The sequence below is a fragment of the Flaviaestuariibacter flavus genome (genome assembly GCF_004337505.1).
Classification (GTDB): Bacteria; Bacteroidota; Bacteroidia; order Chitinophagales; family Chitinophagaceae; genus Flavisolibacter; species Flavisolibacter flavus.
The window spans coordinates 36,653-50,091 of record NZ_SJZI01000044.1 but is presented as its reverse complement, the minus strand read 5'-3'; the positions used below and the strand labels follow the sequence as shown (position 1 = coordinate 50,091).

The following is a 13,439-nucleotide window of genomic DNA, read 5'->3' as shown; positions in this document are numbered from 1 at the left end:
TTTACGAATATAGGCAAACCGGCGCAGCCCGTCAGCGCGCGAGCCGGGAGCGGCAGTGACCCACGATGCGGCGGGCTACCTGCTCCATGCCGTCGAACAGGAGCGGCTTTGTGATGAGCTCCACCTGCCACTGCGCGGCGAAGCGCAGGTCGAGCACGCTGTTGGATGTGGTGAACAGCACTACCGGGATACTGTTCCAGGCATCATTGGCGCGGAGCTGCATGAGGGTCTCCCGGCCATCGAGTTGCGGCATGTTGAGATCGAGCAGGATGAGGCAGGGCCAGGCGCCGGGCACGGTGCGCGCCAGCGTCTCGAGCAGCAGCTGCCCGTTGGCGAAATGCCGGAGCGACACCTCGGGATAAGCCTCCATCACCTCGCTCAGGATGTAGAGGTCGTCGAGGTCGTCTTCGGCATAATAGATCGTATAGGCTGCGTTCATAATGGTTCGGGTGGAAAAGGATTAAGGGCGGTCGTTGAGGCGGCTGTTCAGGTTGCGGAGCTGCTGTTCCAGGTCGGCGATGCGGCCGTACACCTGGCTCATCGGCGGGGCGAGGTTGGCGCTGATCACCCACTCTACCGACCAGAGCTCGAGGAGGTCTTCGCGGCGCACATTGGTGGGCGCCGAAGGCGGCACGGCGGTGGGATCGTCGGCCACCAGCTGCAGGCCGCCCTGCTCGGGCAGGCGGTTGAGCACGCGGCGCAGCCAGAGGCCAGCCTGCGTCACCACGAGGTAGGCATGCCCGTCGCGCAGGTCGTCGAGGCCGGCAAGCCAGCGGCATACGATGCGGTCGCCGGGCGTGAAGCGGGGACTCATGGCGCCGTCTGCCACCTCGAACATGCGGTGCGTCTCGGGCTGCAGGCCTGGCAACGCATAAAGCGGCAGGGAGCCGAGCCAGGCGCTTTCCTTACGTCGCTCGCTGTAGAGCACCGCTTCTTCTTTCGGCACGAAAACAATCTTCTCTTCGCCCTGGCTGTCTACAACAATGACGTTCGGCGTACCCATGGAATGATGCAGTTTTAGGGTGGTTTCGTAAAGCACCTGCCGGCGACGGACGAAGTCGGTAAGCGGCGATGGCGGAGGAGCCGCGGCCGCCGTTCGGTTCGGTGCCGCGTTGGAAAATGCCTGCGACAGATCGCGCGTCAGCAGTTCGTCGATCGAAACGCCGAAGACGTGCGAGAGGCGGATCAGCACCTCCGGGTCGGTAGGACTCGAAAAGCCGGCCTCGTAATTGGCGATCGTGGTGCGGCCCAGCCGGATATCCTGACCCAGCTGCTCCTGCGTTTTCGCAGACCGCTTTCTCAGATGCTTCAAATTTTGGGCGAAGTAGCTCAAACCGTTGCTTTTTTTGCTGGATTATGTCAACCTTTTTGACGTGCAGGCACAGGTAAATGTCAAATGGGTTGGACAAAGTTGCAGAATTATGGGTTCCGGCCGCTATATATTTCAAAATTGTGCAATAGAAACTGTCCGGATTGGCGAAAGATTAAAAAATTATTAGAAAGCGCCGGGCTTTGTTTTATTTTCACCTGCCCTTTCCCGTTATAATGTCAAGCTATGCAACAAAGCGCTCCCGGACCGCTCATTTCGGCCACTGATTTCTCCGAACTCATTTTGGAAAATATGGTGGAGCGCATCATCGCCTTTGATTGTAATTTCAAGGTGCTGCAGGTGAACCAGGCTTTTGCCCGATGGATGGGCAGCAGCGTCGATGACGCCGCCGGGCGTTCCCTTTTTGAACTGCTTCCCGAGCTCGACACACCGGCGCGGCGGGCCGTGCTGGAGCAGCTCTGGACGGGCGCCGCGCATTTCAGCAACGAGCGCTACCGCTCCGAAGAAGGTTTTTTTGAGTGGCGCGCCAACCCGCTGCGCAATCACGGGGGCACCATCATCGGCGGCCTGTGCCTCCTGCGCGACATCACGCCGGTAATGAAGCAGTTCAATGAGATCGGCAAGCTGCGCACGGCCCTGCACGAAAAAGACGTGCTGCTGGAAAGCAGGGCCCGCATCGCCGAAGCGATCCTCGACCACACCCACGACTATATCGCCGTGCTCGACACCGGCCTCGTATACCGCGCCGTCAACAAAGCTTTTCTGAAGTATGCCGGCAAAACCTCCGAAGAAATGATCGGAAGGCAGGTGCTCGAAGTCTTTCCCTGGCTGGAAACTTCGGTTTTCTATACCGGCATGCAGGAGGCGCTTACGGGAAAGCCGGTGGAGTACAAGAACATCCCCTTCTCGCTGAGCGGCGGCTATGCCAATGCGTATTTTATCCCGCTTACATTTGGCGATGGGCTCGTTTACGGGGTGATGCTGATGACGCAGGACATCACGGAGCTGGTGCAGCGGCGGCAGGAGCAGGAGGCGGCGGCAAACGCGATGCGCGGGCAGCTGCAGGCAGTGGTGCGCCACCGTTCGGCCCTCCGCTCGGTGTTCGATGCCAGCCGCGATGTGATCCTCGTGTTCAACCGCGAATACATCGTCCAGGAAGCCAACCAGCGCTTTATGGAGTATGTAGGTCGCAGCCGCGACGAGGTGCTGGGGCGAAGCGTATATGATATCTACGGACCCGGGTTCCGCGACAGCGACATCTTTCAGCAACTTGAACAATGCTGGACCGGCGAAGTGGTGGTGAGCGACAACTACCGTTTCCTGCAGGGTGAAGCCCGGGGGCGCGTCAGCCTGATGCCCCTGCACGATGAGCAAGGCACGATCACGAACGTTATGGTGGTTGCGGAAGACCACACGGAGCTGCTGCAGAAGAACGAAGAACTGGCGCGGGTGAACCGGGAGCTTGCCGAGCGCAACCAGGAGCTCGACAGCGTACTCTATGCCGCTTCGCACGACCTGCGCGCGCCGGTACGCAAGATCCGCTATTTCCTCAGCGCGCTTGGCGCGCTGGCACCCGGCAGCAAAACGGGCCCCGAGCTGCTCGAAAAAGCCGGACGCGCCGCCGAGCGTATGGAAAGCCTCGTGAACAGCCTCGCCGACTTCCAGAAAAACCTTCCGCAGGAATCGCGCAGCCCTACTGATCTTGACACCTTACTGCGCACGGAAGCAACGCGCCTTGGCCTTGCCGGCAATATTCATTGGACGTCCCTGCCGGAGATACGGGCGTACCCGGCGCAGCTGCGCCTGCTTTTTGAAGAACTGTTTACCAACGCGCTGAAATTCCGCCAGCCCGACCGGCCGCTCCGGGTGCAGGTGAGCGCCGAGGAGGTGCCCCGCGGAAACGGGCCGTCCATGCTGCTGCTAGCGGTGACGGACAATGGCAGCGGCTTCGACCCTGCCTGCAACGACCGGGTGTGCGATCTCTTTTTCCGGGCGCACGACGCGGGCTTCAGCGGCAATGGCCTCGGGCTGCCGCTTTGCCGCAAGATCATGCACGCCCACCAGGGAAGCATTTCCGTTGCGGGCCGCAAGGGCGAAGGAACCACTGTGTGCCTCCACTTTCCCTGCATTTCGGTTACGGCTGCCGGTTAGTGCCCTGCCCGACAGGCTTGCCATTTATTAAAGTGAAAGCACAGCCATAGCGTATTAACGAATCCTTGCTGCAGGCTCCGTGCAAAGACTGTCAATGCTTTCCGCGCCTTTCCGGCCCGGGTTTGTTTTCGGAAAGCCGGATTTTGTTAATTCTGGTTTCACCGCGTGCAGAAAGGCACCCCGTTTGCGCCACCGGCGACGAACGAAAAAGCGCGGCTATGAAAAATACTCCCCTTCACGGCACTTATGCCGTCCCTGAGTTTTTGCAAGGCATTACCGATCTCTGCTCGCTGCTGCTCGATGGCAACCCGGAACCCGTGCTGGCCATCGATAAAGAGTACCGCATCGCCGTGCTCAACAAAGCGGGCGAACGCTGGCTGGGCCGCACGCGCACCGCAGCGCTCGGCCAGCGCCTCTTCAGCCTGCTGCCGGCGATGGGCAACAACGGCCTGCTGGAAGCACTCGACGACGCCCTGCGGCGGGGACGCACCGCCAACCTGCAAACCTCTTCGGGTGATACGCATTACCAGTGGCGCATCCAGCCGCTCACCGACAAGTTCGGGGCCCGGCACGGCGCGCTTTGCCTGCTCCGCGATGTCTCGCGGCAGCACCGGGCCGAGCAGCATGCAAATCACCTGGAAGGACAATTGCAGCAAAGGGATTTCCTGCTCAGCAACCGTGCGCATATGGCCGAAACCATCATCGATGCCAGCAAAGACCTCATCGTAGTGCTCGACCGCGACCTGCGTTTTTGCGCCGCCAACAAAGCCTACCAGGAGTATTGCCGCCTGGAGCACAAAGCACTAATGGGAGAGCTGATCACCGATGTGTTCCCGCAGGCGCAGGGCAGCAGTTTGCTGCAAGCGGTTCGGCGGGCGCTTGGCGGTGGCGGCGCGGAAACACTCCGCGATGTTCCCTGTCTTTTGAAGGACGGCTACTGCGATATCGCGGTCACGCCGCTGCAGTACGCATCGCTCGTATACGGTGTGCTGGTGAACGCTTCCGTGCCGCAGCCCGGTGCCAACTAGCCCTGGCGGCGCACGTATTTTGTCAGGATAACGATTTGCTGGCCTTCCACGCGTCCCTCGATCTGTTCGGTGTTATCGGGCACGAGCCGGATGTTGCGCACCACGGTGCCCAGCTTCGCGGTGAGGGTGGAACCTTTTACATCGAGCGACTTTACGAGCACGACGCTGTCGCCATCAAAAAGCTGGTTACCGTTGGCATCGCGGTGCAGCTCCACGCTGCCGTCGTTCTCGTGGTCACCGGTGGCTTTGGCCCAGGCGAGGCGTTCCTCATCGAGGTAAAGCATATCGAGCAGGTCGGCGGCCCAGCTTTCGTTGCGGAGGCGATTGAGCATGCGCCAGGCCAGCACCTGCACACCGGGCACCTCGCTCCACATCGTATCGGAAAGTACGCGCCAGTGGCCCGGATCGAGCTCTTCTTTTTTATCGATCTGCGCACGACACTTGCCGCAAAGCAGTACGCTGTTGCCGGCGTCGGCGCTATCCTGCGGCGGCACGGCGTAAACCAGCAGTGCATCGGTGCCGCCACATAGCTCACAGGTTCCGCCGCTGCGCTGGCGGATCACTTCTTCTGATTTCATCTTCCGCGATTTAGGGTCCGAAGGTAATCTTTCCTCAGCGCTGCTGCCGGCGCCAGGCCCGGTAGCCCGCAATAGCTACCACGAGGGCGAAGAAAGACCAGAGGAGCAACTGCAGGCTCACCAGGTGCCAGCCGCCGGCATCCCAGCAGGTAACGCCCATCCAGGTGCCGATGGCGCCACCGGTAAAGATGCAGGTCATATATACCGTATTAATACGGCTGTGCGCCGACTCGTCGAGCGAATACACCTGCGCCAGGTTGTTGACCTGCGTGGCCTGCACCCCGATGTCCAGCAGCAGGGTGGTGACTATAAAGGCCGTCGCGGACAGGGGAAAGAAATAAACGCCGAGCAGCGAAACGATCACCAGGCACACGGTGAACAGCTGCAGGCGCGCCGGCGGCTGCTTATCGGCAAGCCGCCCGAAAAGCGTGGCGGCACCCGCGCCGCCGATGGCCAGGAAGCCAAAGAGGCCGATGATATCGGGACCATAACCAAAGGGAGGTCCGCTCAGGTGAAAGGTGAGCGTCGTCCAGAAAGAGCAGAATGTGCCGAATACGAGGGCGCCGAGCAGCACGATCCGCCGCAGGCGGGAGAAGCGCCCGAGCTGCGCTACCGTGGAGCGGATCAGCGAAGCATAGCTCCCCGCATAGGAGGGCACCACGCGCGGCAGGCCGGTTGCCACCAGGATTGTTGTGAGCACGAGCAGGCCGGCGGAAATAAAATAAACGGCCCGCCAGCCAAACCAGCCGGCGATGGCGCCGCTGAAAATGCGCGCGCCGAGGATCCCGACCAGGGCACCGGTGAAAACAATTCCAACGATCTTTCCTTTATCACGGCGGGCGAGCACAGCCGCCATCGGGATGAGCACCTGCGTTGCGGTAGCAAAGGCGCCGATGAGGAAGCTGAGGGTGTAAAGACCGGCGCGGCTGTTGGCGAGCCCCGTCATCGACAACACGATGATCAGGGCAGCCTGCAGGATCATGATCAGCGCCTTCCGGTTCACTTTGTCGCCGAGCGGCGTCAGCAGCAACAGCCCGATGCCATACCCGGCCTGGGTGAGCACGGGCAGGTAACCGGCCGCATTCTGGCTGATGCCCGTGTCGCGGGCGATGTCGGCCAGGATGGGCTGGTTATAGTAGATGTTGGCGACACAAATACCGGAGGAAACCGAAAGGATGGCGATCTGGGTGCGGGTGATGCCGGCGTCGTTCAAGGCTTGCATGGGGCGCAAAAGTACGGGCCCGCCAGGCGCCGCGCCCGCGGCTAGGAGGTAGCGGCGGCGGCTTCCAGGTCGGCCAGAACGATCTTACTCATCCCCATCATGGCCTGCATGGCGGCAGGATGGCGGATCAGCTGGGGAAGGCGCGAGGGCACCACCTGCCAGGAAAGCCCGAAAGGATCCTTCAGCCAGCCGCAGCGGCTTGGCGTACCGCCTTCTGCCGTAAGGCGGTCCCAGTAGTGATCAATCTCGCCCTGGTCCTTACAATCGATTACGAAAGACACCGATTCGTTGAAGGTAAACTGCGGCCCGCCGTTGAGTGCGGTGAAGCTTTGTCCCGCGAGCTCAAAGGCAACCACCATGGGCTTGCCGCCGGGGCCGGGCAGATCGCTGGTGATGCGGGCATCGGGAAAAATGCCGGTATAAAACCGGGCGGCCTCCAGGGCATTGCCATCGAACCAGAGAAAAGGCGTGATCTTTTGCATAGCGCTTGTTTGCGGTGAGCAGCAAACATAAGCTACCCGGGGCGGCTTTTGCGGGGGGCGGCGCGACGGAAAGCGGGTGCTTTGCGGCCCGTACCTTGGGCCATCTGTCCGATAGCGCTTATCTTTGCCCCCCTTTAGGAATATTATGAAATTCTACAATACCCTCATCCGCTACCGCCTCCCGATCGGCATCCTGCTTATCCTGGGCGGGCTGGCGCTGAACCTGACCATCAGCGGCTTCTGGCCGGTCTTCCCCCTCTATTTCGTGGGTGCCATTATGATCTTCGGGCACTTCTTCTTCGGCCCGCTGCGCCTTATCCAGGAACATATGGAGAGCGGCAATATGGAAGCGGCCCAGAAGGTGATCGACTCGGTAAAGTTTCCCAACCTGCTGTACAAGCCGATCCGCTCGGTTTACTATACGTTAAAAGGAAATATCGACATGATGAACCAGCGCTTCGACAGCGCCGAGGTAAACATGAAGAAAGGGCTCGACCTGGGCATGCCGATGAAGGAAGCTGAAGGCGCTTCAATGCTGCAGATGGGTATGCTGGCCCTCCAGAAAAACGACCTCAAGACCGGTGAGCGCTATATCCGCGAGGCACTGCGTAAAGGCCTGCAGGACAAGGAAAGCCAGGCGGCCGCCTACTTGCAGATGAGCAGCCTGATGATGAACAAGCGTGAGTTCCGCGCCGCCAAGGATTTCTTCCGCAAGGCAAAGGCCTGCAAGCCCACCACACCTCAGATCGTAGACCAGATCAAGCAGATTGAAAAGTACATTGCCCGGATGCCCGGATAAAATGTTTCGATCTCCGATATCGGATGTCTGATTTTATTAAAAATGGATCGCAAAGCGATCCATTTTCTTTTGGCGCATAGATCGGACATCGGAGATCAGAGATCGGAGATCTCCGCTACCGCATCCAGGTTCAGCGGACCGTAGATATGCGGGAATTCTTCGTTAACCGAAGGGGCAAGCTCCCACTTCAGCTCATGGGTGAGTTTCCGGGTATCGATGGTGAGCTTCACCAGGTCTTTCTGACCGGCGAAATAGCGTTGCAGCACGCCCTGCACCTGGCGCTCGTCGGCGCTGGCGTGGATAAAGCCTTCCACGGGAAGCGACGCCGCCCGGTAAGCGCCTTCCTGCTGTGCCCGCTCCCACTCGGCGCGGGTGGTTACATGATAGATGTATTGCATCCGGCAAAGATGACCTGCACCCCATCCGTTCCAAAAATTTTCTTCTATAACTAAAACTTTAGTTTGTCAACTAAAATATTAGTTGTAGGTTAGCGTTCAGGAGAAGGTTCTGAGGTTCTGGGGTTTTAAAGAATAGAACCAACAGCGGATTGCGGCATACGGCCTCCAATAAGAGCAGCCCGAACCGTAAGGTCTATACCCTTAGCAACCGCCTTCCCAATTAACCAATAGACCAATAGACTAATTAACTCTCTCACACATGAAGACACTCACCAAAGCAGAAGAGCAGGTGATGCAGGCACTCTGGAAGATCAGGGAAGGTTTCATCCGCGATATCCTCGAGGCACTGCCGGTGCCGAAGCCGCACCAGAACACGGTAGCCACGCTGCTCAAGATCCTCGTGGAGAAAGGCTTCGCCGCCATCCGCGTGGTGGGCCGCCAGCACCAGTATTACCCGCTCGTCACCAAGTCGGCTTATTCGAAAGCCTCTATTAAGAACATGGTGAAGAACTATTTCAGCGGCTCCTACACCGATGCGGTTTCCTTTATGGTACAGGAAAACGGCCTCAGCCTCGAAGAGCTGGAAGCCCTCGTAAAGCAAATCAAAAAAGAAAAGAAATGATCGCCTACCTGCTCAAATCGATTCTCTGCTCGGCACTGTTGTACGGCTATTACCATGTGGCGCTGCGCAACAAGGTGTTTCACCAGTGGAACCGCTTTTACCTGCTGGCCATTGTGCCCCTTTCGCTGCTCCTGCCGCTGGTGCGCATCCGGCTTGAAGCGACACCCGAAGCCGTTTCCGAAACGCCCATGCGCCTGCTGGAAGTTGTGAGCGACGGCAACGAGCGCATGGAAGCGGTGCAGCTCGGCACCGCCACCACCTTTGACTGGAGCACAGTTCTATACGGCATCTATGCGCTCATCGGCCTGCTCCTGCTGTTGCATTTCGCGCGCGGGCTCCTGCGCCTGCACGCGCTTTCGCGCCGCTACCCGGTGCACAGCGCCGACGGCGTGGAGCTGGTGCTTGCACCGGTGGCGGGAACTCCCTTCTCGTTCTTCCGCCGCATCTTCTGGAACCCGGAGCTCGACCTCGCTTCCGAAAGCGGCCAGCAGATCCTGCAGCACGAGCTGGTGCATGTGCGCGAAGGCCATACGTTCGACAAGCTGCTGCTGCAGGCAGCACTCGCGCTGTGCTGGTTTAATCCCGTCTTCTGGCTCCTGCGCAATGAGCTGCACCTGGTGCATGAATTCATTGCCGACGAGCGCTCCGTAAAGAACCGGGATGCCGGTGTGCTGGCGCGGCTCATCCTCCAGGCCGCCTACCCGCAGCAATACAGCCATCTTACCAATCCCTTTTTCCATCACGCCATCAAAAGAAGACTCCATATGCTCAACCAGTTAAAGCAAAACACCCGCGTTCGTTACCTCGGCCGCGTGCTGGCACTCCCGCTGCTGGCAGGTATCGGCTTCGCCTTCGCGGTGCGCACCGGCGCAAAAGCACAGGCGCCTGTGACCCAAACCAATGAAAGCAAATTCACCGTCGTTATCGATGCCGGCCATGGCCGGATGGAAAATGGCGCCTGGAATGGTGCTTCCTTTGGCGGTGTCAGCGAAGACGAGATCACGCTTGCCATCGCCCTGAAGATCTCCGAGCTTAATGCCGACCCTAACCTGAAGATCATCCAGACGCGCGGTGACGAAAAGATCGTTCCGCTCAGGGTGCGTCCTGTTGTCGCACAGGGGGCCGACCTGTTCCTGAGTCTGCACGTAAACGCTTCCGCCGAAGATGCCAGCGGCATGAAGCCGACAACGAAGTGGAGTGGCTTCAGCGTTCTGCTATCGCGCGACAGCACACGTTTTAACCAGAGCCGTGTGATCGGATCGGCAATCCTGGGCGCACTGTCCGGTATTTATACAACCGATGCAAAGCTCCAGTCGCGCAAGCAGGGCGTATGGGTCATCGACCAGGCCCCCTGCCCCGCCGCCCTGCTCGAGCTTGGGTACATCAATAATGAAAAAGACCGCGCGTTTATCCAGTCGCCCGCCAACCAGGAACGTATTGCAAAGAAGATTCTCAACGCCATTGCACGCTACCGGCAGCGCCTGGATAGTACAGCTGTCTCCCAGGCGCCTGCGCCGAAAGGCGTGCCCGGTGCGGGTATTGCAGCCGACGACACCGGCACTTTACGGCAAAAGATCGCCTTTGTCGACGCGCGCCTCGCCGCACTACGCAAAGAGCTGAAAGATGCCGGCCACCGGGAAATGACCGAAGAGTTGATCCGCTTTCTTGAAGACAAAAAAAGAGAGTTGCAGACACAGCTGCGCGACGAAGCAGCCGGCAATCCGATCAAACGCCTCGACGTAAAGCCCGACGGCACCGTGATTGCCATGCATGCCGACGGCACCCGGGAGCGGCTTTCACACAAGGCTGCCGAAAGCCGGCAGGGCATCAGCATCAGTGGTGACAGGATCGCAACAGATGCGCAGAAAGGCACTGCAGAAGCGACCACCATCGACCCCGCCACCGATCCCATGCTCCAGGCACTGACCGGACCGACGCGAACGCTGACACTTGAGGAGCTTGTTCAGACACCCGTAGAGAAGCTACTTTGCCCCGAGGGTGAAACGCTGGAAAGCGCGGTGTACAGCACGGATCTCAACAACAGGGACGTTTTTGAAGTTCCGGTTACCGATGGCCGCATCAGCCCGAAGATCGGCGAGTCGCTCCCGCAGGTGCTGCGCGGCGGAACCATCATCGTGGAAAAACGCATCGCCCGCACGAAAAACGGTGAATTTAAAAAGCTCCCGGCGCTTGCCTACCACATAAAGTAACCCATTAAAGCGTCCCGAACAGCTCGGTGATCTTTTGCTTCCTGTAGGCAAAGAGCTCATCGAGCTGTTTGCGTATAAAGCCGGCGCCGATCCGGCCCAGCGCACCGAAGGGGAGACGGTAGTGAATGATATCCGTCATCTCGGTGCCGCCTTCAACTTCCTTGAAATGGTGCTCGTGGTGCCACATGGCGTAGGGCCCTTTCCGCTGCTCGTCTACAAAGTAGCGCGGCCGCTGCACGTGCGTGATTTCAGTCATCCAGAAAAGCGGGATGCCGAAAAGCGGCTTCACTTTGTACGTAATGATCTGCCCGGGATAGGTCTCTTCATCGAAAAGCTCGTTGGTGAACTTCAGGTTGAGGTGTCCCGGCGTGATGACCGCAAGGTTCTTTGCATGAGAAAAGAATTGCCACGCCTCATCGCGGCTGATGGGCATGCGTTGCACCTGCTTCAATACGTAAACGCTCATAATGATTAAACAGCGGAGCAGCCAGATGGTTGAGAAAGAACGCTGATCCCGCGAGCGGGATACGCAGATTGGTTATGATTTTTTTATAATTGGCTTACGCCAGCAACGTTATCTGCGTTAATCATATAAATCATAAAAAATCTGCGTTCTTTCTCTCCACTACAGATCCTCCAGGTCGATCTGCTCCAGGTTGGCACGCGCCGGGCCGGTGAGCACATCGCCGGTAACCGAGTAGCGCGCACCATGGCAGGGGCAGTCCCAGCTTTGCTCGGCGCGGTTCCAGTCAACAACGCATTTCGCGTGCGTACACACCGGGTTGAGCGCAAACAGTTTCCCCGCATCGTTTTTATAAAGCGCGATGTTGTGCCCTTCGAACTTCACCAGACGCCCTTCGCCCGGTGCCAGGTCGGCGAGCTCGCGGAGCTTTTCTGTTTTGATGCGCTTACCCACGAACTGGGCCACTACGTCGGCGTTCTCCTTTACGAAGTCCATGAATCCGGCGACGGGCTTTACCCGGCCGGGAGCGAACAGGGATGCATAACCGCTATCGCCTTTTACAATGAGATCGGTGAGTGTCATTGCGGCAATATGGCTGTAGGTCATGCCGTTGCCGCTGTAGCCGGTGGCCACCAGCACCTTCTCCGGATTGCCCGGCAGGTGTCCGATATAAGGCAGGCCGTCGGCCGGCTCGTAGTATTGCGATGACCAGCGGAAGGCTACCTCGCCCACTGCGAAATGGTTGCGCACGTAGGCTTCCAGCGCAAAAAAGCACTGGTCGGTGTTGGTCACATGCGCGGTTTTATGGTCTTCGCCGCCGGCGATGAGGTAGCGTCGACCGTCTACTTCCTGGGTGCGGAAGTAATGGTACGGGTCGTAAAGATCGTAGGCCAGCCCCTCGGGATATTGGTCGTTGTCGAGCGTAAGTGCCAGTGCATAGCTGCGGTAGGGGGCGTTGCGGAAGTGCAGCAGGTTGATGCCCGGCGGGATGTGCGTGGCCCAGATGAGCCAGTGTGCCTGGATGTCGCCGCGCGAGGTGTGCACTGAGAGCAATTCACCCACTTTGTCGAACTGCTCCACCCGGCAGCCTTGCAGGATGCGGCCGCCGGCGGCCACGAAGGCTTTTGCCAACGCCATCACGTAGCGGGTTGGGTGGAACTGCGCCTGCCTGCGGTAAACGATGGCCTTGCGGAAAGGAAAAGGCACGGGAATCTGGTCGGTGTATTCCACTTCGGCACCGGCATTGACGGAAGCCTGGAACATCTTGTCGAGCTGATGCTCCTGATCCGCGGTTTGCGCATATACATAGCCGTCACGCTCCGAGTGGCCGCAGTCAATGCCGAGCTCGGCAATATTACGCTTCACCAGGTCGAGGGCGGAGCGGGCGGCGGTGTGCAGCAGGCGCGCCGCATCCTCGCTGAAGTCCGACTCCACTATATCATACGTGGTATCAAAAAAGGTATTGAGGTGGGCCGTTGTGCCGCCGGTGGTACCGTAGCACAACGAATGGGATTCGGCTACGATGCAGGACTTTCCCATTTGCTGCAGCCGCAGTGCAGTGCCAAGACCCGTAATGCCACCGCCAACGATGAGCACATCTACCGGCCTGTCGGGCATGCTGCCCGAGTCGGCGTGGTCGGGGACATTACTTTGCCATAGGCTTTGGGTAGCGCCGTCTCTTTGCATAAAATCCTGTTTGGCAGGATCTGCAAAAAACTTATGCCGCATGTTCCCGGGCATCTGCAATCCGGAAATCTGGAATCTGAAATGCAGCGGTCAACCACAGATTCCAGATCGAAAGATTCCAGATTCCCCGATGCTACCAACGCTCGTCTTCCGGGATATCCTCGTCGGGCATCCGGTAGCGCGCGCGGGAAGCAGCTTTTTCGCGCTCGCGCTCCAGCAGGAGACGGGCCAGCACGGTGCCGGCATCGGCATTGTTTTCGGCTAATGCAGCGCGGACTTTCTTTTCGGGTACGTCAACCCGGTAGAGGAGGCGCACCACCGACTCGAAATCGTGCAGGATGGCCTCGTTGAGCAGGGCCGCGAGCCGGTAAAAACGCGCGTCCTCTTCGGTCATCAGGGCATCAATCTTTTTGATTTGTTCCTCAAGCGGAGTCATATCAACGGAAAGGTAACCCGGAAAGCGTACGCAC

General features: G+C 59.1%; 14 protein-coding genes. 5 read left to right on the top strand and 9 right to left on the bottom strand.

Annotation, left to right across the window (positions count from 1 at the left end; genetic code table 11):
- Nucleotides 1-31: 31 nt before the first annotated feature.
- Both EPD60_RS12265 and EPD60_RS12260 read right to left on the bottom strand, forming a co-directional pair.
- Nucleotides 32-439 (bottom strand): response regulator, encoded by a 408-nt coding sequence (locus tag EPD60_RS12265; RefSeq protein ID WP_131449765.1) that lies wholly within the window; start codon nt 437-439, stop codon nt 32-34.
- Between the two features lie 21 nt (nt 440-460).
- Entirely contained in the window at nt 461-1,312 is an 852-nt protein-coding gene (locus tag EPD60_RS12260) for an XRE family transcriptional regulator (RefSeq protein ID WP_165871530.1), read from the bottom strand.
- A 243-nt stretch (nt 1,313-1,555) separates the two neighbouring features.
- Between EPD60_RS12260 and EPD60_RS12255 the strand changes: the two genes are divergently transcribed.
- The gene (locus tag EPD60_RS12255; protein WP_131449763.1) at nt 1,556-3,481 is read left to right on the top strand and encodes a PAS domain-containing protein; all 1,926 of its coding nucleotides are present in this window, start codon (nt 1,556-1,558) and stop codon (nt 3,479-3,481) included.
- Nucleotides 3,482-3,699: 218 nt separating this feature from the next.
- Nucleotides 3,700-4,509, top strand: a complete 810-nt coding sequence (locus EPD60_RS12250) for a PAS domain-containing protein (protein ID WP_131449762.1) — start codon at nt 3,700-3,702, stop codon at nt 4,507-4,509.
- Here EPD60_RS12250 and EPD60_RS12245 read toward each other — a convergent pair.
- The 3 genes from EPD60_RS12245 to EPD60_RS12235 are packed head-to-tail and all read right to left on the bottom strand — an operon-like array spanning nt 4,506 to nt 6,791.
- On the bottom strand, nt 4,506-5,087 hold the full coding sequence (locus tag EPD60_RS12245) for a PhnA domain-containing protein (protein WP_131449761.1): 582 nt from the start codon (nt 5,085-5,087) through the stop codon (nt 4,506-4,508). The two genes, EPD60_RS12250 and EPD60_RS12245, sit on opposite strands and share 4 nt — an antisense overlap.
- Nucleotides 5,088-5,121: 34 nt before the next feature.
- Nucleotides 5,122-6,309 carry an MFS transporter gene (locus EPD60_RS12240; protein ID WP_207896642.1) on the bottom strand — a complete coding sequence of 396 codons (1,188 nt, stop codon included), beginning with the start codon at nt 6,307-6,309 and terminating at the stop codon, nt 5,122-5,124.
- Nucleotides 6,310-6,350: 41 nt separating this feature from the next.
- The gene (locus EPD60_RS12235) at nt 6,351-6,791 is read right to left on the bottom strand and encodes a VOC family protein (RefSeq protein ID WP_131449760.1); all 441 of its coding nucleotides are present in this window, start codon (nt 6,789-6,791) and stop codon (nt 6,351-6,353) included.
- A gap of 145 nt (nt 6,792-6,936) precedes the next feature.
- Between EPD60_RS12235 and EPD60_RS12230 the strand changes: the two genes are divergently transcribed.
- A complete protein-coding gene (locus EPD60_RS12230) occupies nt 6,937-7,590 on the top strand; it encodes a tetratricopeptide repeat protein (protein WP_131449759.1) in 654 nt (217 codons plus the stop codon).
- Between the two features lie 95 nt (nt 7,591-7,685).
- Here the strand turns inward: EPD60_RS12230 and EPD60_RS12225 are convergent, their stop codons facing one another.
- On the bottom strand, nt 7,686-7,988 hold the full coding sequence (locus EPD60_RS12225; protein ID WP_131449758.1) for a DUF952 domain-containing protein: 303 nt from the start codon (nt 7,986-7,988) through the stop codon (nt 7,686-7,688).
- Between the two features lie 259 nt (nt 7,989-8,247).
- On the opposite strand from EPD60_RS12225, the gene EPD60_RS12220 reads away from it, so the two are divergent.
- Nucleotides 8,248-8,610 carry a BlaI/MecI/CopY family transcriptional regulator gene (locus tag EPD60_RS12220; protein ID WP_131449757.1) on the top strand — a complete coding sequence of 121 codons (363 nt, stop codon included), beginning with the start codon at nt 8,248-8,250 and terminating at the stop codon, nt 8,608-8,610.
- On the top strand, nt 8,607-10,820 hold the full coding sequence (locus EPD60_RS12215; protein WP_131449756.1) for an N-acetylmuramoyl-L-alanine amidase: 2,214 nt from the start codon (nt 8,607-8,609) through the stop codon (nt 10,818-10,820). Before EPD60_RS12220 ends, EPD60_RS12215 begins: the two co-directional genes overlap by 4 nt.
- A 4-nt stretch (nt 10,821-10,824) precedes the next feature.
- Here the strand turns inward: EPD60_RS12215 and EPD60_RS12210 are convergent, their stop codons facing one another.
- From EPD60_RS12210 to EPD60_RS12200, 3 genes are all read right to left on the bottom strand, one after another.
- Nucleotides 10,825-11,286: an SRPBCC family protein gene (locus EPD60_RS12210; protein ID WP_131449755.1), complete on the bottom strand. Its 462-nt coding sequence runs from the start codon at nt 11,284-11,286 to the stop codon at nt 10,825-10,827.
- Nucleotides 11,287-11,445: 159 nt separating this feature from the next.
- Nucleotides 11,446-12,969: an FAD-dependent oxidoreductase gene (locus tag EPD60_RS12205; RefSeq protein WP_131449754.1), complete on the bottom strand. Its 1,524-nt coding sequence runs from the start codon at nt 12,967-12,969 to the stop codon at nt 11,446-11,448.
- 133 nt (nt 12,970-13,102) lie between these two features.
- Nucleotides 13,103-13,363: a hypothetical protein gene (locus tag EPD60_RS12200; RefSeq protein WP_131449753.1), complete on the bottom strand. Its 261-nt coding sequence runs from the start codon at nt 13,361-13,363 to the stop codon at nt 13,103-13,105.
- Between the last annotated feature and the right edge of the window lie 76 nt (nt 13,364-13,439).